Source organism: Kitasatospora herbaricolor (assembly GCF_030813695.1).
Classification (GTDB): domain Bacteria; phylum Actinomycetota; class Actinomycetes; order Streptomycetales; family Streptomycetaceae; genus Kitasatospora; species Kitasatospora herbaricolor.
Map to the genome: position 1 here is coordinate 6,179,285 of NZ_JAUSVA010000002.1, position 16,957 is coordinate 6,196,241.

10 protein-coding genes and 1 pseudogene are annotated in these 16,957 nt (G+C 73.3%); 8 read left to right on the forward strand and 3 right to left on the reverse strand.

The window, feature by feature from the left end; genetic code table 11:
* Positions 1 to 66 precede the first annotated feature (66 nt).
* Both J2S46_RS27235 and J2S46_RS27240 read right to left on the reverse strand, forming a co-directional pair.
* The gene (locus J2S46_RS27235; protein WP_191291961.1) at positions 67 to 1,242 is read right to left on the reverse strand and encodes a trypsin-like serine peptidase; all 1,176 of its coding nucleotides are present in this window, start codon (positions 1,240 to 1,242) and stop codon (positions 67 to 69) included.
* A 74-nt stretch (positions 1,243 to 1,316) separates the two neighbouring features.
* Positions 1,317 to 2,537, reverse strand: a complete 1,221-nt coding sequence (locus tag J2S46_RS27240; RefSeq protein WP_191291960.1) for a trypsin-like serine peptidase — start codon at positions 2,535 to 2,537, stop codon at positions 1,317 to 1,319.
* A gap of 391 nt (positions 2,538 to 2,928) precedes the next feature.
* Between J2S46_RS27240 and J2S46_RS27245 the strand changes: the two genes are divergently transcribed.
* Genes J2S46_RS27245 through J2S46_RS27265 form a run of 5 tightly spaced genes read left to right on the forward strand, consistent with a single transcriptional unit; the run spans position 2,929 to position 10,980 of the window.
* Positions 2,929 to 4,959: an IucA/IucC family protein gene (locus J2S46_RS27245; protein ID WP_370882250.1), complete on the forward strand. Its 2,031-nt coding sequence runs from the start codon at positions 2,929 to 2,931 to the stop codon at positions 4,957 to 4,959.
* A complete protein-coding gene (locus J2S46_RS27250) occupies positions 4,956 to 5,612 on the forward strand; it encodes a GNAT family N-acetyltransferase (RefSeq protein ID WP_229913005.1) in 657 nt (218 codons plus the stop codon). Before J2S46_RS27245 ends, J2S46_RS27250 begins: the two co-directional genes overlap by 4 nt.
* A gap of 15 nt (positions 5,613 to 5,627) precedes the next feature.
* Positions 5,628 to 7,055: a lysine N(6)-hydroxylase/L-ornithine N(5)-oxygenase family protein gene (locus J2S46_RS27255; protein ID WP_191291959.1), complete on the forward strand. Its 1,428-nt coding sequence runs from the start codon at positions 5,628 to 5,630 to the stop codon at positions 7,053 to 7,055.
* The gene (locus J2S46_RS27260; protein WP_370882251.1) at positions 7,033 to 8,859 is read left to right on the forward strand and encodes an IucA/IucC family protein; all 1,827 of its coding nucleotides are present in this window, start codon (positions 7,033 to 7,035) and stop codon (positions 8,857 to 8,859) included. The genes J2S46_RS27255 and J2S46_RS27260 overlap by 23 nt, the downstream gene beginning before the upstream one ends.
* 12 nt (positions 8,860 to 8,871) lie before the next feature.
* Positions 8,872 to 10,980: an ATP-dependent DNA helicase gene (locus J2S46_RS27265; RefSeq protein ID WP_191291958.1), complete on the forward strand. Its 2,109-nt coding sequence runs from the start codon at positions 8,872 to 8,874 to the stop codon at positions 10,978 to 10,980.
* 151 nt (positions 10,981 to 11,131) lie between these two features.
* Here the strand turns inward: J2S46_RS27265 and lexA are convergent, their stop codons facing one another.
* Complete coding sequence (gene lexA / locus J2S46_RS27270; RefSeq protein ID WP_229913015.1) at positions 11,132 to 11,851, reverse strand: transcriptional repressor LexA; 720 nt, start codon at positions 11,849 to 11,851, stop codon at positions 11,132 to 11,134.
* Positions 11,852 to 12,325: 474 nt separating this feature from the next.
* On the opposite strand from lexA, the gene nrdR reads away from it, so the two are divergent.
* The 3 genes and pseudogenes from nrdR to J2S46_RS27285 all read left to right on the forward strand — a co-directional run bounded on the left by nrdR (position 12,326) and on the right by J2S46_RS27285 (position 16,956).
* Entirely contained in the window at positions 12,326 to 12,823 is a 498-nt protein-coding gene (gene nrdR / locus J2S46_RS27275; RefSeq protein WP_191291957.1) for a transcriptional regulator NrdR, read from the forward strand.
* Between the two features lie 243 nt (positions 12,824 to 13,066).
* The gene (locus J2S46_RS27280) at positions 13,067 to 15,958 is read left to right on the forward strand and encodes a vitamin B12-dependent ribonucleotide reductase (RefSeq protein ID WP_191291956.1); all 2,892 of its coding nucleotides are present in this window, start codon (positions 13,067 to 13,069) and stop codon (positions 15,956 to 15,958) included.
* 234 nt (positions 15,959 to 16,192) lie between these two features.
* Positions 16,193 to 16,956, forward strand: a pseudogene (locus tag J2S46_RS27285) (SDR family oxidoreductase).
* Position 16,957 lies beyond the last annotated feature (1 nt).

The window sequence follows — 16,957 nt, forward strand, 5'->3', positions numbered from 1 at the left end:
CCACCCGAACGCCGCGGGCCCCGGTCTCCCAGGAGACCGGGGCCCGCGGCGTTCCGCCGCTGCGGGTCAGCGCTTCTTCTTGCTCACGTAGTCGAACATGTTCTTGGCCTGGGCCTGCAGCGAGGGGCCGGCCATCCAGGCGGCGGGCTTCGGCCCGATCGAGTTGACGCTGATCAGGGCCGGCTTGCCGTCCTTGGTGACGAACCAGCCGCCGCCGCTGGAGCCCGGGGTCATGGTGCAGCCGATCACGTACATGGTCGGCCGGGCCGCCTCGAAGGAGAGCTTGGCCGGCTTGACGGTGGAGTCGCAGTGCTCCAGCTCGCGGCCGTCGAACGGCGCGGCGGACGGATAGCCGTACGCGAAGGCCGAGTTGATCTGGTCGCGCGGGGCGTTGAACCAGACCGGCACCGAGCTGCCGACCGTCTCCTCCAGCGACTTGCCGCCGCCGTTCATGTTGTGGACGTGGATCATGCCGAAGTCGTACTGGCTGACCGGGCCGCCGTCATGGCCGCCCTCGGCCGCCCACTGCGGGCTCACGTACGCCTCGTCGGCCGCCCACCAGCCGTACGGGGCCATCTCGGCCTCACTGGCCTTCTTGCCGTTGCTGTACGCGCCGCTCTTGTTGAAGGACGGCACGAAGGTCATCTTCTGGAAGAACTTGCCGCCCTTGCCCTCGTGCAGGCAGTGCGAGGCGGTGTACACCAGGTTGCTGCGGCCCGGGTTCGCCGGGTCGCTCACCACGGTGGCCGAGCAGTAGCCGCCGCCGCCCTTGCCGTCCTCCAGGAACAGCTTGCCGAGCACCGCGGTCGCGGCGTTGTACGGGTGGGCCTGGGGCTTGGCCGGTATCGGGCCCGGCAGCTGCGCGTCGGTCTCGTTCTGGGCGGTGGCGCTCTGGGTGCTGAACTCGGGGGTGTCCCGGCCGGCCGCGGCCTCCATCTTGGTCATGTCCCAGAAGCCCTTGACGACATCGTTCTTCAGGATGTTGTCGTTGGCGAACTTCGCCCAGTCGTCCAGGCTCCAGTTGGCGAGGTCGGCGAGGCTGGTGGGCAGCCCCAGGCCCGGCTTGCCGGGCGCGGAGCCGCTCGCCGCGACGGTCGGTGCGGACGTGCCGCCCGCGTCGGTGCTCGGGTCGCCGTTCTCCGGCCCGCAGGCGGTCGCGGTGAGCGAGAGGACGGCCAGGACCGAGGCGCAGGCCAGGGCGGCCCGGCGCCGGACCGGGCTGGTGCGGACGGTGTTCGACATGGTGTGTGGTTCCCCGTGGTGGTCGTGAGTGGTGGTGGGCGGCCGTACGCCGGCCGCGGGGGCCGGCGGCGGGCCTACTTCTTGGAGATGTACTCCAGGGCCTGCTTGGCGACGGTCTCCAGGTACGGGCCGCTCAGCGAGGTGTGCTCCTCGGTGCCGATCGAGGTGTTGCTGACCAGGGCGGTCCTTCCGTCCGGCATCTTGGCGAACCAGCCGCCGCCGCTGGAGCCCTGGGTCATGTCGCAGCCGATGGTGAGCATCGAGGGCCGCTTGGCGTCGAACGAGAGCCGGGACGGCTTGCCGCCGTCGCACTTGTACAACTCCTGGCCGTCGAAGGGCTTGAAGAGCGGGTAGCCCCAGGCCGCGACGGAGAGCGCCTCGCGCGGGGCGTCGAACCAGACCGGGACGGCCGAACCGACCGTCTCCTCCAGCGACTTGCCGCCGCCGTTCTGGTTGTGCACCCGCATGACGGCGAAATCGTACTGGCTCGCCGAGTCACCCGTGCCGCCGCCCTCGGCCGTCCACTGCGGGGAAGGCACGACCTTGTCGGCCCACCAGGTGCCCAGCGGCGCGAGCTGGTCCAGCGGCGCCTTCTTCCCGCCGCTGGAGGCACCGGAGTTGTTGTACGCGGGGACGAAGACCAGGTCCTTGTAGAAGCCGCCGCCCTTGCCCTGGTGGACGCAGTGGCCCGCGGTCCACACCAGGTTGCTCCTGCCGGGGTGGGCCGGGTCGGCGATCACGGTGGCCGAGCAGTTGCCGCGCCCGCCCTCCGCGCTGAAGAAGACCTTCCCCGACGGCTGCTTGGTGTACGGGCGGGCCACCGGGGAGGCCTTGACCACCGGCGGCTCCGGGTCGCTGGCGCCGCTGTCGCCGGCCGGCGGCGTGGTCGGCGGGGCCGGGTCGGCGGGCTTGGAGTCGCCCATCTTGTCCGGGTTCCAGAAGTCCTTGACCACCGGGTTGTTGAAGACGTGCTGGTTGGCCCAGTTGTCCCAGTCCTCGAACTTCCACTTCTTCAGGTCGTCCCAGGTCTTCGGCAGCCCGTCGAGCAGGCCGGACGGCAGCCCCGAGGGCAGCGTCAGGCCGCCGATCACCCCGCCGCCGCCCGGCGCCGCACCGGTGGTGGCCGCCTGGCCGTCCGGGGGCGGGGCGGCCTTGCCGCCGCCGTCGGGGCCGCAGGCGGCGCTGCCGAGGAGGGCCGCCGCGACGAGGGCCGCGCCGACGGCGCGGCGGCGCGCGCGGGCCGGCCGGGCGGCCGCTCCGGACGCGCGGTCGGCGGATCGGCGGATCGGTGACATGGGCTTCGCTCCCCCTGTGGTCCACTGCCCGGCGCCGACGACCGGCCGCCGGGGTGACGGACCGCCGTGCTGCGGCCGTCGCGGGCATGGTGGAGTCTTCCACCGGCCATCAGGACGGCGGTGGCCACCCCCCGGTTGCGGACGATGATGGAAGGTCACCGATCCGTGACACGGCGCTCGGAGCGCGTCCGTCGCCGGCAGGCCGGGTGTGCCCCGGTGCGCTCCTCGGCGGCCCCGCCGGCGTCGCGTCGGAGAAGCAGCTGCTCCCCCCTGAGGGTGAGTAACTCGCGATCTTCACTCCAACGAGTGGTCCGTTCTTGTGATCACCCCTCAGGGATAGGTAACCCTTACTTGACGCACGGTGAGAGGTGCCCGCCAGACATCCCCGACCATGCCGCGTCCGGAGTCCCCCGCGCCACAAGGAGCAGCCTTGAGCACCGCCCTCACCGGAGCCCCGACCGCACTTCCGTACCTGCCCCAGCAGGCAGCGGCGGAAGAGGCCGGGGCGGAAGAGGCCCAGTCGGACGGGGGCGGTCCGCAGCGGGCGGCGCCGGAGCGGGCGGGCACGGACCGGACCGGTACCGAAGCGGCGGTGGTTCGCGCCCGGGCGGCGGAACCGGACCGGCTGCTGGACCAGGACCCGGCGGTCGCCGCCGAACAGGCCGCGCTGGAGGCACTGCTGCGCTGCTGGACCAGGGAGACCGGCGCCCGCCCCGACCCCGACGGCCTGCTGCGGATCGCCGTCCTCGGCGGCGCCGCCCGGCTGACCGTCCCCGTCCGGCACTGGTCGGCCTGCGGCTGGCACCGGTTCGGCGCAGCCGCCCTCACCGGCGCTTCCGCCGCCTCCGGCCCCGGGGCCGGGCCCGGGGACCTCGCCGCGGAGCCCGGCGGCCCCGCTCCGGACGGCGCCCCCGTGGACGCCGTCACCGCCGCCGCGCTGCTCGCCGCGGCCGCCGCCGACCGCCCCGACCCCGGCCGGATCGCCGACCTCGCCGCCCGGGTCGCCGACTCGGTGGCCCGCACCACCGACATCCTGGCCCACCGCCGGCAGCCCGCCGACCCCGCCGCCCGGCCCGCCTCGCCCTTCCTGGCCGCGGAACAGGACCTGCTGCTCGGCCACCCGCTGCATCCGACCCCGAAGAGCCGCGACGGACTCGGCCCGGCCCAGAGCGCCGCCTACTCGCCGGAGCTGCGCGGCTCCTTCCAACTGCACTGGTACGCCGTCGACCGCGAGCTGCTCGCCGCCGGCTCCGCGCTGAGCAGCACCGCCGAGCAGCTCACCGAGAGCCTGCTGGCCACCCCCGGGCTGCTCCCGCCGGGCACCGCCGCCCTCCCGCTGCACCCCTGGCAGGCCCGCGAGCTGGCCCTGCGCCCGGCGGTCGCCGCGCTGCTCGCCGACGGCCGGCTGCACGACCTGGGCCCGCACGGCGCGCCCTGGTACCCGACCTCCTCGGTCCGTACCGTCTGCCGCCCCGGCACCCCCTGGATGCTGAAGCTCTCGCTCGGCCTGCGGATCACCAACTCCCGCCGGGAGAACCTCCGCAAGGAGCTCCACCGCGGCCTGGAGGTGCACCGGCTGCTGGAGAGCGGCCTCGGCGAGGAGTGGCGCGCCGCCCACCCGGGCTTCGACATCGTCCGGGACCCGGCCTGGATCGGCGTGGACCTGCCCGGCGCGGGCCAGGACGGCCCCGCCGACCCCAGCGGTCTGGACACCGTCCTGCGGCAGCAGCCCTTCGGCCAGGACCAGCGCGCGCTCTGCGTGGCCGGCCTGGTGGCCGAGCAGCCGCTGGGCGGCGAAGGACCGGTCCGCAGCCGGCTGGGCGATGTGCTGCGGGCGCTGTCCGCGCGCTGCGGCCGGCCGCTCCGGACGGTGGCCACCGAGTGGTTCCTGCGCTACCTGGACGCCGTCGTGCTGCCGGTGCTCTGGCTGGACGGCCGGGCCGGCATCGCCCTGGAGGCCCACCAGCAGAACAGCCTCGTGCTGCTGGACGCCGTCGGCTGGCCGGTCGGCGGCCGCTACCGGGACAACCAGGGCTACTACTTCCGCGCCTCGCACGCCGGGCGGCTGCACGCCCGGCTGCCCGGCCTCGGCGAGGACAGCGACACCTTCGTCGCCGACGCCACCGCCGACGAGCGCTTCGCCTACTACCTCGGCATCAATCACGTGCTGGGCCTGATCGGCGCCCTCGGCTCCCAGCGGCTCGCCGACGAGCAGGTCCTGCTCGCCGCCCTGCGGCGCTTCCTGGCCGGCCCCCGGGCCGCGGCCACCGGCTCCGCGCTGCCCGCCCACCTGCTGGGCTCCGCCACCCTGCGCTGCAAGGCCAACCTGCTCACCAGGCTGAACGGCCTGGACGAACTGGTCGGCCCGGTCGAGACCCAGTCGGTGTACGTGGACATCCCCAACCCGGTGGCCGCCGCGTGACGGCCGGCTCCTGGACGGGAGCGCCGGTCCGGGTCGCACCGCCGGCGCCCCGCGCCCCCGCCGACCTGCTCGACGGCATCGCCCGGTGGGGCACCATGCCCACCGACGCGGGCGACTTCCGGCTGCGGCCCGTCCGGCTCGCCCCCGACCTCGGCCTGCTCGTCGGCTGGATGAACGACCCCGAGGTGGCCGCCTTCTGGGAGCTCGACGGGCCGCCCGCCACCACCGAGCACCACCTGCGCGGACAACTGGAGGGCGACGGCCGCAGCGTGCCCTGCATGGGCCTGCTGGACGGCACGCCGATGAGCTACTGGGAGGTCTACCGGGCCGACCTGGACCCGCTCGCCCGCCACTACCCGGCCCGCCCGCACGACACCGGGGTCCACCTGCTGCTCGGCCCGTCCCGGGCCCGCGGCCGGGGCCTCGGCACGATGCTGCTGGACGCCGTCGCGGAGCGGATCCTGCGGGTCCGCCCGCGCTGCACCCGGGTGGTCGCCGAACCCGACGTGCGCAACCTGCCGTCCGTCCGGGCCTTCGAGCGGGCCGGGTTCCGGCTCACCGCCGAACTCGACCTGCCCACCAAGCGCGCCGCCCTGATGATCCGCCAACGCCCGCCCGGCCGCCCGGCCCAGGCGCCGCCGCCCCTCCCCTAGGAATCCCCCTCCGACATGGAAACGCCCACCCCCGACCCCTACGACCTGCTCGGCGTCGGCATCGGCCCCTTCAACCTCTCGCTCGCCGCGCTGGCGGACGGGGCCGCCGGCCTGAGCACGCTGTTCTGCGAGGCCCGTCCGGAGTTCCGCTGGCACCCGGGGATGCTGGTCGAAGGCGCCCGGATGCAGGTGCCCTTCCTCGCCGACCTGGTCTCGCTGGTCGACCCGACCAGCCCCTGGTCCTTCCTCAACTACCTGCGCGAGCAGGACCGGCTCTTCCCGTTCTACTTCGCCGAGCGCTTCCAGCTGCCCCGCCGCGAGTACGACCACTACTGCCGCTGGGCCGCCGAACGCCTGCCCGCCTGCCGGTTCGGCACCGAGGTCACCGCGCTGCGCTGGACCGGCGGTCTGTTCGCGGCCGAGCTGACCGACACCACCACCGGCGCCCGGCGGACGGTGCGCGCCCGCAACGTCGTCCTCGGGGTCGGTACCCGCCCGGTGCTGCCGGAGGCCTTCGGCGCGCTGGCGGGGCATCGGCGGGCCTGGCACTCGGCGGACTACCTGGACCGCCGGCGCGAGCTGGACGACGCCCGGGACATCACCGTGGTCGGCTCCGGGCAGTCCGGCGCGGAGGTCTTCCTGGACCTGCTGCGCCGGCGCGGCGAGGACGGCACCCGGCTGCGCTGGCTCACCCGCACCCGGGCGCTGGCCCCGATGGAGTACTCCAAGCTCGGCCTGGAGCACTTCACCCCCGACTACACCCGGTACTTCCACGCGCTGCCCGCCGCCGTCCGCGACGAACTGGTCACCGCCCAGTGGCAGTTGCACAAGGCCGCCAGCGCCGAGACGCTCGCCGAGATCCACGACCACCTGTACGAGCGGACGATCGGCCGCCCGATCGACTCGGCCCCGGTGGAGATCACCCCCGGCACCGCGGTCACCGACGCCCGGCCGGCCCCCGGCGGCGAGGGCCTCGAACTGCGCTGCCGGCACGTCGACTCGGCCGCCGAGCACGTGCTGCGCACCGACGCCGTGGTGCTCGCCACCGGCTACCGGGCCGCCCGTCCGGCCGCGCTCGGGCCGCTGGCCGACCTGATCGACTGGGACGGGACCGGCCGCTACCGGGTCGGCCTGGACCACCGTGTCGCCACTCTCCCGGAGTTGACCGGCGGGCTGTACGTTCAGAACGCCGAACTGCACACCCACGGCGTCGGCACCCCCGACCTCGGGCTCGGAGCGCACCGGGCCGCCGTGATCCTCAACGCCGTCGCCGGCCGGACCGTCCACCGGCTGCCCGCCCGCACCGCCTGGACCGGCTTCGCCCCGCCCGTGGCCGCCCCGCACACCGCGGCCGGTGGCGGCGGATCCGGCACCACCGCCCCGACCACCACAGGCTTCCCACGACCCCAGGAGTGGCCCCGTGCCGCAGCAGCCAGCCGCTGAGCCGCCGCTGTACCTGCCCCCGCAGCTCACCCCGGAGCACTGGCAGCGGGCCCGCCGGGCGATGCTGGCCAAGATGCTGGGGGAGTTCGCGTACGAGGAGCTCGTCACCCCGGTCGCCGAGGCCGACGGCCGCCACCTGCTCACCCTGCCCGGCGCGGTGACCTACCGCTTCACCGCCCGCCGCGGTGCCTACGGGAGCTGGCAGGTCGACCCGGCCTCCCTGCACTGCTCGCACGACCCCGACCTGGACCCGCTGCGCTTCGTCCAGTTCGCCCGCCACGAACTCGGCCTCGGCGGCGACACCACCGGCCACCTGGTCCGCGAGCTCACCGCCACGCTGCTCGCCGACGCCCACCAGCTGGCCACCGCGCCGACCGCCGCCGAGCTGGCCGACCTCGGCCACACCGAGCTGGAGGGCCGCCAGGGCGGGCACCCCTGGATCGTGCCCAACAAGGGCCGGCTCGGCTTCTCCGCCGCCGACGCCGCCCGCTGGGCCCCGGAGGCCCGCACCCCCCGGCCGCTGCCCTGGATCGCCGTGCACAAGCGGCTCGCCGCCTACCGCGGGGTGCCCGGCCTGGAGACCCCGGAGCAGCTGTACCGGGCCGAGCTGGACGACCCCGCCGCACTGCGCGCGGTGCTCGGCGACAGGGCCGAGGACTACCTGCTGCTGCCGGTGCACCCCTGGCAGTGGGACGAGACGGTGGTGCCGCTCTTCGCCCCCTGGATCGCCGCGGGGGAGATCGTGCCGCTGCCCTCCGACGGAGACCTGCGGCTGCCCCAGCAGTCCATCCGCTCCTTCTTCAACGTCAGCCGGCCGGACCGCTGCACCGTGAAACTGCCGCTCGCCATCCTCAACACCCTGGTCTGGCGCGGCCTGCCGACCGAGCGCACCCTGGTGGCGCCGGCCGTGACCGGCTGGATCCACGGGCTGCGGGACGGCGACGCCTTCCTGCGGGACGAGTGCCGGGTGATCCTGCTCGGCGAGATCGCCTCCGTCACCGTCGACCACCCGGTCTACCGGGAGCTGCCCGAGGCGCCCTACCAGTACAAGGAACTGCTCGGGGCGATCTGGCGGGAGCCGCTCGGGCCCTCCCTCGACCCGGGCGAGCGGGCCCGCACGCTGGCCGCCCTGCTGCAGTGCGGCCGGGACGGCCGGGCGCTGACCGCCGAGCTGATCGCCCGCTCCGGGCTCGGCCCGCGGGAGTGGGTGAGCCGGCTGTTCGGCGCGATGCTCCCGCCGCTGCTGCACTTCCTGTACCGCTACGGCACCGTCTTCTCCCCGCACGGCGAGAACGCCATCGTGGTGTTCGACGCGCACGACGTGCCCGTCCGGCTGGCCGTCAAGGACTTCGTCGACGACGTCAACCTCAGCGACCAGGACCTGCCCGAGCTGCGCGGCATCCCCGCGGAGGTGGCCGGCGTCCTGCTGCGCGACCGGCCGGACTTCCTCTGCCAGTTCCTGCACTCCGGCCTCTTCATCGGCGTCTACCGCTACCTCGCGCCGCTGCTCGACCAGCAGCTCGGCCTGCCCGAGGCCGAGTTCTGGGCGCTGCTGCGCGAGGAGATCCTGCGCTACCAGGCCCGCTTCCCCGAGCTGCGCGAGCGCTTCGAACTCTTCGACCTGTTCCTGCCGGCCATCGACCGGCTCTGCCTCAACCGCAACCGGCTCCTGCTCGACGGCTACCGGGACCGCCCGGAGCGGCCGCACGCGGCCGTGCACGGACAGGTGCCCAACGCGCTGCACCCCGGCGTGCTGGCGGCGATGCCCGGGCAGCGGAGCCGGATTGTCAGTGCCGCGCCGTAGGGTGGGAGGGCGATGACGAACGACTCCCAACCCCAGCCCCTGCCCGGTGACGACGAGGCCGAGCCCGCCGACGCACCCGCGGTGAAGCGCTCCCGCCTGCCGGACCTGCTGCACGCCGCCGTGGCCGCGGTCGGCGGCGTGGAGCGCCCCGGCCAGGTCCGGATGGCCGAGGCCGTGGCCGACGCCGTCGACCACGGCGAGCACCTGCTCGTCCAGGCCGGCACCGGCACCGGAAAGTCCCTCGCCTACCTGGTGCCGGCGCTCGCGCACGGCGACAAGGTGGTGGTCGCCACGGCCACCCTCGCGCTCCAGCGCCAGCTGGTGGAACGGGACTTGCCCCGGACGGTCGACGCGCTGCACCCGGTGCTGCGCCGCCGCCCGCAGTTCGCGATGCTCAAGGGCCGCTCCAACTACCTCTGCCTGCACCGGGCGCACGAGGGCACCCCGAGCGAGGAGGGCGAGGGGCTGTTCGACCCGGTCGAGGCGCTCGGCGGCCCCACCGGCAAGCTCGGCCGGGACGTCCTGCGGCTGCGGGAATGGGCCGACGAGACCGAGACCGGCGACCGCGACGACCTCACCCCCGGCGTCTCCGACAAGGCCTGGGCCCAGCTCTCGGTCACCTCCAAGGAGTGCCTGGGCGCGACCAGATGCGCGTACGGCCAGGAGTGCTTCGCCGAGAAGGCCCGCGAGCGGGCCAAGCTGGCGGACGTCGTCGTCACCAACCACGCGATGCTGGCGATCGACGCGATCGAGGGCGCGCCGGTGCTGCCCGAGCACGCCATGCTGATCGTCGACGAGGCGCACGAGCTGGTGAACCGGGTGACCGGCGCGGCCACCGCCGAGCTGACCGTCGGCGCCGTGAACCGGGCGGTGAAGCGGGCCGCCCGGCTGGCCAACGAGAAGGCGGTGGACGCCCTCCAGGCGGCCGCCGAGAGCTACCACGGGCTGATGGAGACGGCGCAGCCCGGCCGGGTCGAGGAACTGCCCGAGTACCTCTCCTACGCGGTCTCGGCGATCCGGGACGCCGCCCGGCAGGTGATCACCTCGCTGGGGGAGACCAGGGACAAGGCCCTCACCGACGAGGACGCCGTCCGCAAGCAGGCGATGGCCTCCGCCGACACCCTGCACGAGACGGCCGAGCGGCTGCTCGCCGAGTCCGAGTACGACGTGGTCTGGATCGAGCGCTCCGACCGCTTCGGCCCCGGCACGGCCTCGCTGCGGGTGGCGCCGCTGAACGTCGCCGGGCTGCTGCGGGAGAACCTCTACAAGGAGCGCTCGGTCGTCCTCACCTCGGCCACCCTCAAGCTGGGCGGTGACTTCAACGGGGTGGCCGGCTCGCTCGGCCTGCCCGGCGAGGGCCGGCTGGCGGACGTCCGCACCCCTCAGGACCCGGAGCCGGAGTTCGGTGAGGACACCCCGCCGTACTGGCGCGGGATCGACGTGGGCTCGCCCTTCGACTATCCCAAGCAGGGCATCCTCTACGTCGCCAAGCACCTGCCCCCGCCGGGCCGCGAGCCCGACCGGCCGGAGATGCTGGCCGAGCTGGAGGAGCTGATCGGCGCGGCCGGCGGCCGCACCCTCGGGCTGTTCTCCTCGATGCGGGCGGCGCAGGCGGCGGCCGAGGCGATGCGCGAGCGGCTGGACAACCGGATCCTGCTGCAGGGCGAGGACACCCTCGGCGAGCTGATCCGCGACTTCGCCTCCGAGCCGGAGGCCTGCCTGTTCGGCACCCTCTCGCTCTGGCAGGGCGTCGACGTGCCGGGCTCCGCCTGCCAACTGGTGGTGATGGACCGGATCCCGTTCCCACGGCCGGACGATCCGCTGATGAGTGCCCGGCAGAAGGCGGTTGAGGAGGCGGGCGGCAACGGCTTCATGGCGGTCGCGGCCAACCATGCGGCGCTGCTGATGGCGCAGGGCGCCGGCCGGCTGGTGCGGGCCGTGGACGACCGCGGGGTGGTGGCGGTGCTGGACCCGAGGCTGGCCACCGCCCGGTACGGCAGCTACTTCCGTTCGTCGATGCCGGAGTTCTGGTACACCACCGACCGCAACCAGGTGCGGCGCTCGCTGGCCGCGATCGACGCCTCGGCCCCGGAGCCGCGTCCGGTCGCCAAGCGCGGCTGAGCGGCGGTTCCGGGTCGTTCGGGGCCGCCCCTGGCGGCCCGGGGCGGGCGGGCATGACAGAGGGGGCTCCGGCTGCGACCGGAGTCCCCCTCATCTGTGGTCGGCTCAGCTGGGCCCGGCCGGCGGTCCGGCGGTGCTCCCCGCCGGCGGGTCAGAGCCGGCGCAGCACCGCCACGACCTTGCCCAGGATGGTCGCGTTGTCGCCGGGGATGGGGTCGTAGGCCGGGTTGTGCGGCATCAGCCAGATCCGCCCGTCCTCGCGCTTGAGGCGCTTGACGGTGGCCTCACCGTCGATCATGGCGGCCACGATGTCGCCGTTCTCGGCGACCGGCTGGCGGCGGACGGTGACCCAGTCGCCGTCGCAGATGGCGGCCTCGATCATCGAGTCGCCGCGCACGGTCAGGGCGAAGAGCTCGCCCTCGCCGACCAGCTGACGGGGGAGCGGGAAGACGTCCTCGACGGTCTGCTCGGCGAGGATCGGGCCACCGGCCGCGATCCGGCCGACCAGCGGCACGTACGAGGTGGACGGGCGGCCCGCCGTCTCGGCGGTGTTGGGCCGGGCGACCTCGACCCCGCGCACCTCGTAGGCCCGCGGGCGGTGCGGGTCGCGGCGCAGGAACCCCTTGCGCTCCAGGGCCATCAGCTGGTGGGCGACCGAGGAGGTGCTGGACAGGCCGACGGCCTGGCCGATCTCGCGCATGCTCGGCGGGTAGCCCCGGCGCTGGACGGAGTCCCTGATGACCTCGATGACCCGGCGCTGGCGTTCGGTCAGCCCGGCCTCGTCGGTGCGGATGCCGGGCGGGCGGCCGGGCAGCGAGCGGGTGGGTGCCGGGTGGCCGAGAGCGGCGTCCTGGGTGCTGGAGTGCTCGATCGGCTGGTCGGGGACGCGGCTCACGCCGGGGACGGCCGGGCCGGCCTGGCGGTGGTCTTCGCTACGGTCCATGCTGTGGTCCACACTCTGGTTCGTGGTGCGCTGCCCCACCTTGAGCTGGGTGTGTTCCTGCACCGGGATGGTGTTGCTTTCGATCGTGTTCACGGCGGCCCCTCTCGACGGATGTCCTCCCCTTTTCCAGCCCAACGGCACCACCTATCGAAAGGTTGCGCCAAACACACGTTCGAGTGAATTATTCGAGAGTTGACACACTCGATCAAGGCTTTGTTGTACATCGATTAAATGTTCGACTGCACAAGTCTAATCCGGGGCGGCGCGCCTGGGTGGCCGGATCCCCCCAAGACCTAGATCTAGTGGCTAGAGTGCTCCTCGGACCCACAAGTTGTGGTCGACCCCCTCGCATCGCGTAGACTCGTCGGGGTCCGCACGTCATGCCAGGGAGGGAATCCTCAGGTGCACTGCCCCTTCTGTAGGCACTCCGACAGTCGCGTCGTCGACAGTCGCACCACCGACGACGGCAGCTCGATCCGCCGCCGCCGCCAGTGCCCCGACTGCAGCCGCCGATTCACCACGGTGGAGACGGCCGCGCTGATGGTCGTCAAGCGCAGCGGCGTCACCGAGCCGTTCAGCCGGGAGAAGGTCATCTCCGGGGTCCGCAAGGCCTGCCAGGGCCGCCCGGTCACCGAGGACGCCCTCGCCCAGCTCGGCCAGCGGGTCGAGGAGTGCCTGCGGGCCAGCGGCAGTGCCGAACTCTCGACACACGACGTCGGGCTCGCCATACTCGGTCCGCTCAAGGACCTCGACGTGGTCGCCTACCTGCGCTTCGCCAGCGTGTACCGGGCGTACGACGGACTCGAAGACTTCGAGGCCGCCATCGCGGAACTCCGCGCCGAGCAGGCCTTCGCCCTGGAGGGCGGCGCCCCGGTGCCGGCCCCCGCCGCCGCGTCCTGACCGGCGGCACCCGCACGACCCCAACCGGTGCGTCCATCGACGCGGCGGCGTAACACCGACGTACTACAACCGTACCGACCGGCCCTCCGGGGCTGACGCGTGCCCGAAATCTGGGCACAGAACACCACAAACCGTGCGGTAGCAGCCGGCGACCCGGCTGTCCGCACACCAGGAGAAGCGAACCAGCGGCACCCCGGAAGCAAAGGGGCGCCGAGGGCGTTTGCCCAGGAGGAGGAGCGAGAAGTGACAGACACGACGAGCGGTTCCGCACGCGGGTCCAAGTCCGAGAAGGCCGCCAAGGGCGCCGCCGGCAAGGCGACGAAGGGCGGCCTGCGGATCGAGCGCATCCACACCACCCCTGGCGTGCACCCCTACGACGAGGTCACCTGGGAGCGCCGCGACGTCGTCATGACCAACTGGCGCGACGGCTCGATCAACTTCGAGCAGCGCGGCGTGGAGTTCCCCGACTCCTGGTCGGTGAACGCCGTGAACATCGTCACCTCCAAGTACTTCCGCGGCGCCGTCGGCAGCCCGCAGCGCGAGTGGAGCCTCAAGCAGATCATCGACCGCGTGGTGCTCACCTACCGCGCCGCCGGCGAGAAGAACGGTTACTTCTCCGCCCCGGAGGACGCCGAGGTCTTCGAGCACGAGCTCACCTACGCGCTGCTCCACCAGATCTTCAGCTTCAACTCGCCGGTCTGGTTCAACGTCGGCACCAAGCAGCCCCAGCAGGTCTCCGCCTGCTTCATCCTGGCCGTCGACGACTCCATGGAGTCGATCCTCGACTGGTACAAGGAAGAGGGCATGATCTTCAAGGGCGGCTCCGGCGCCGGCCTGAACCTCTCCCGGATCCGTTCCTCCAAGGAACTGCTCTCCTCCGGCGGCAACGCCTCCGGCCCGGTCTCCTTCATGCGCGGCGCCGACGCCTCCGCCGGCACCATCAAGTCGGGCGGCGCCACCCGGCGCGCGGCCAAGATGGTCGTCCTGGACGTGGACCACCCGGACGTCGAGGCCTTCATCGAGACCAAGGTGAAGGAGGAGGAGAAGATCCGCGCGCTGCGCGACGCGGGCTTCGACATGGACCTCGGCGGGGACGACATCACCTCCGTCCAGTACCAGAACGCCAACAACTCGGTCCGGGTCTCCGACGAGTTCATGACCGCGGTCGAGAACGGCACCGAGTTCGGCCTGCGCGCCCGGATGACCGGCGAGGTCATCGAGACCGTCGACGCGAAGAAGCTCTTCCGCAAGATGGCCGAGGCCGCCTGGGCCTGCGCCGACCCCGGCATCCAGTACGACTCGACGATCAACCACTGGCACACTTGCCCGGAGTCCGGCCGCATCAACGCGTCCAACCCCTGCTCCGAGTACATGCACCTGGACAACTCCAGCTGCAACCTCGCCTCGCTGAACCTGATGAAGTTCCTGCGCGACGACGACTCCTTCGACGCCGAGCGCTTCGCCAAGGTCGTCGAGCTGGTCATCACCGCGATGGACATCTCCATCTGCTTCGCCGACTTCCCCACCGAGAAGATCGGCGAGACCACCCGCGCCTACCGCCAGCTCGGCATCGGCTACGCCAACCTCGGCGCCCTGCTGATGGCGACCGGCCACGCGTACGACTCCGAGGGCGGCCGCGCGCTCGCCGGCGCCATCACCTCGCTGATGACCGGCACCGCCTACCGCCGCGGCGCCGAGCTGGCCGGCGTGGTCGGCCCGTACGACGGCTACGCCCGCAACGCGGCCCCGCACCAGCGGGTCATGAAGCAGCACGCCGATGCCAACTCCGCCGCCGTGCCGGTCGACGAGCTGGACGCCCCGGTCTGGGCCGCCGCCACCGAGACCTGGCAGGACGTGCTGCGGATCGGTGCGCAGAACGGCTTCCGCAACGCCCAGGCGTCGGTGCTCGCCCCGACCGGCACCATCGGCCTGATGATGGACTGCGACACCACCGGCGTCGAGCCCGACCTCGCCCTGGTCAAGTTCAAGAAGCTGGTCGGCGGCGGCTCGATGCAGATCGTCAACGGCACCGTGCCGCGCGCCCTGAAGCGCCTCGGCTACCAGCCGGAGCAGGTCGAGGCGGTCGTCGCCCACATCGCCGAGCACGGCAACGTGGTGGACGCCCCGAGCCTGAAGCCCGAGCACTACGAGGTGTTCGACTGCGCGATGGGCGAGCGGGTCATCTCGGCGATGGGTCACGTGCGGATGATGGCGGCGATCCAGCCGTGGATCTCCGGCGCCATCTCCAAGACGGTGAACATGCCCGAGGTCGCCACCGTCGAGGAGATCGAGGAGATCTACTTCGAGGCGTGGAAGCTCGGCGTCAAGGCGCTCGCGATCTACCGCGACAACTGCAAGGTCGGTCAGCCGCTCTCGGCCAAGACCAAGACCCCCGCCGCCGAGGCCCCCAAGGCCGAGGCAGCCCCGGTGGTCGAGAAGGTCGTCGAGTACCGCCCCGTCCGCAAGCGCCTCCCCAAGGGCCGCCCGGGCATCACCACCTCCTTCACGGTGGGTGGCGCCGAGGGCTACATGACCGCCAACTCCTACCCGGACGACGGTCTCGGCGAGGTCTTCCTGAAGATGTCCAAGCAGGGCTCGACCCTCGCGGGCATGATGGACGCCTTCTCGATCGCCGTCTCGGTCGGCCTGCAGTACGGCGTCCCGCTGGAGACGTACGTCTCGAAGTTCACCAACATGCGCTTCGAGCCGGCCGGCCTCACGGACGACCCGGACGTGCGCATGGCGCAGTCGATCGTCGACTACATCTTCCGCCGCCTGGCGCTGGACTTCCTGCCCTTCGAGACCCGCTCCGCGCTCGGCATCCACTCGGTCGAGGAGCGTCAGCGGCACCTGGACACCGGCTCGTACGAGCCGCTGGAGGCCGAGGAGCTGGACGTCGAGGGCCTGGCCCAGTCCGCCCCCCGCGCCGCGGAGCCGGTGGTGGCCGCCAAGCCCGCCGCCGTCGAGGCGCCGAAGGCCGCCCCGGCCCAGGCCCACAACTCCACCGAACTGATGGAGATCCAGCTCGGCCTGAACGCGGACGCCCCGCTCTGCTTCTCCTGCGGCACCAAGATGCGCCGCGCGGGCAGTTGCTACCTGTGCGAGGGCTGCGGCTCGACCAGCGGCTGCAGCTGATCCCGGGCGCGGCCCGCGTGCCCCGGTGCTGAGTTCCGCCCGCCGGGGAGGCCGGGCCGCGACCGCTCGCGGTACCGCAGTGTGACGAAGGGCGCCGACCACCGGTCGGCGCCCTTCGCGCTGCCCGCCCGGGCGGCGCGTGGCCGGTCCGGGCATCCCCCGCCCGGGGGGATGTCACGTTCCGGCGGGCTGTCCGGTCGTTCTTGTCGAAGGACGACGGGAGAAGGGACAGTCATGAAGCCGATTCTGGTGACCGGCGGTACCGGCACGCTGGGGCGGGAGGTGGTCCGGCTGCTGCTCGCGCAGGGGTGCGAGGTGCGGGTGCTGAGCCGGCGGGAGCACTCCGGGGGCGGGCACGCCTGGGCGGTGGGGGACCTCGCGACCGGGGCGGGGGTGGACGCGGCGGTGGCCGGCGTCTCGGCGGTGGTCGACTGCGCCACCACCCGGGGGAAGGCGGACGTCACGGCCACGGCGAACCTGGTGGCGGCGGCGCGCCGGGCCGGGGTGCCGCACCTGGTGTACGTCTCGATCGTCGGCGTGGACCGGGTGCCGCTGGGCTACTACCGGGCGAAGCTGGCGGCCGAGCGACTGGTCCGGGAGTCGGGGCTGGGCTGGACGATCCTGCGGGCCACCCAATTCCACGACCTGCTGCTGTCGGTGCTGCGGGTGACCGCGAAGTCCCCGGTGGTGCCGGTGGCGGCGGGGGTGAGGTTCCAGCCGGTGGACGTCCGGGAGGTGGCGGCCCGGCTGGTCGAGCTGGTGGGCGGGAGCCGGTCGGGTACGCGCCGGAGCTGGGCGGGCCGAGGGTGATCGGGTACGAGGAGGCGGCGCGGGCCTACCTGCGGGCGGCGGGGCTGCGCCGGGTGCTGCTGCCCGTACGGCTGCCGGGGGAGACGTTCCGGAGGTTGCGGGCGGGCGGGAACCTGACCCCGGAGCACGCGGACGGGCGGGGCACCTTCGAGGAGGCGCTGGCGGCCCGGTTCGGCGGCCCGGCCTGAA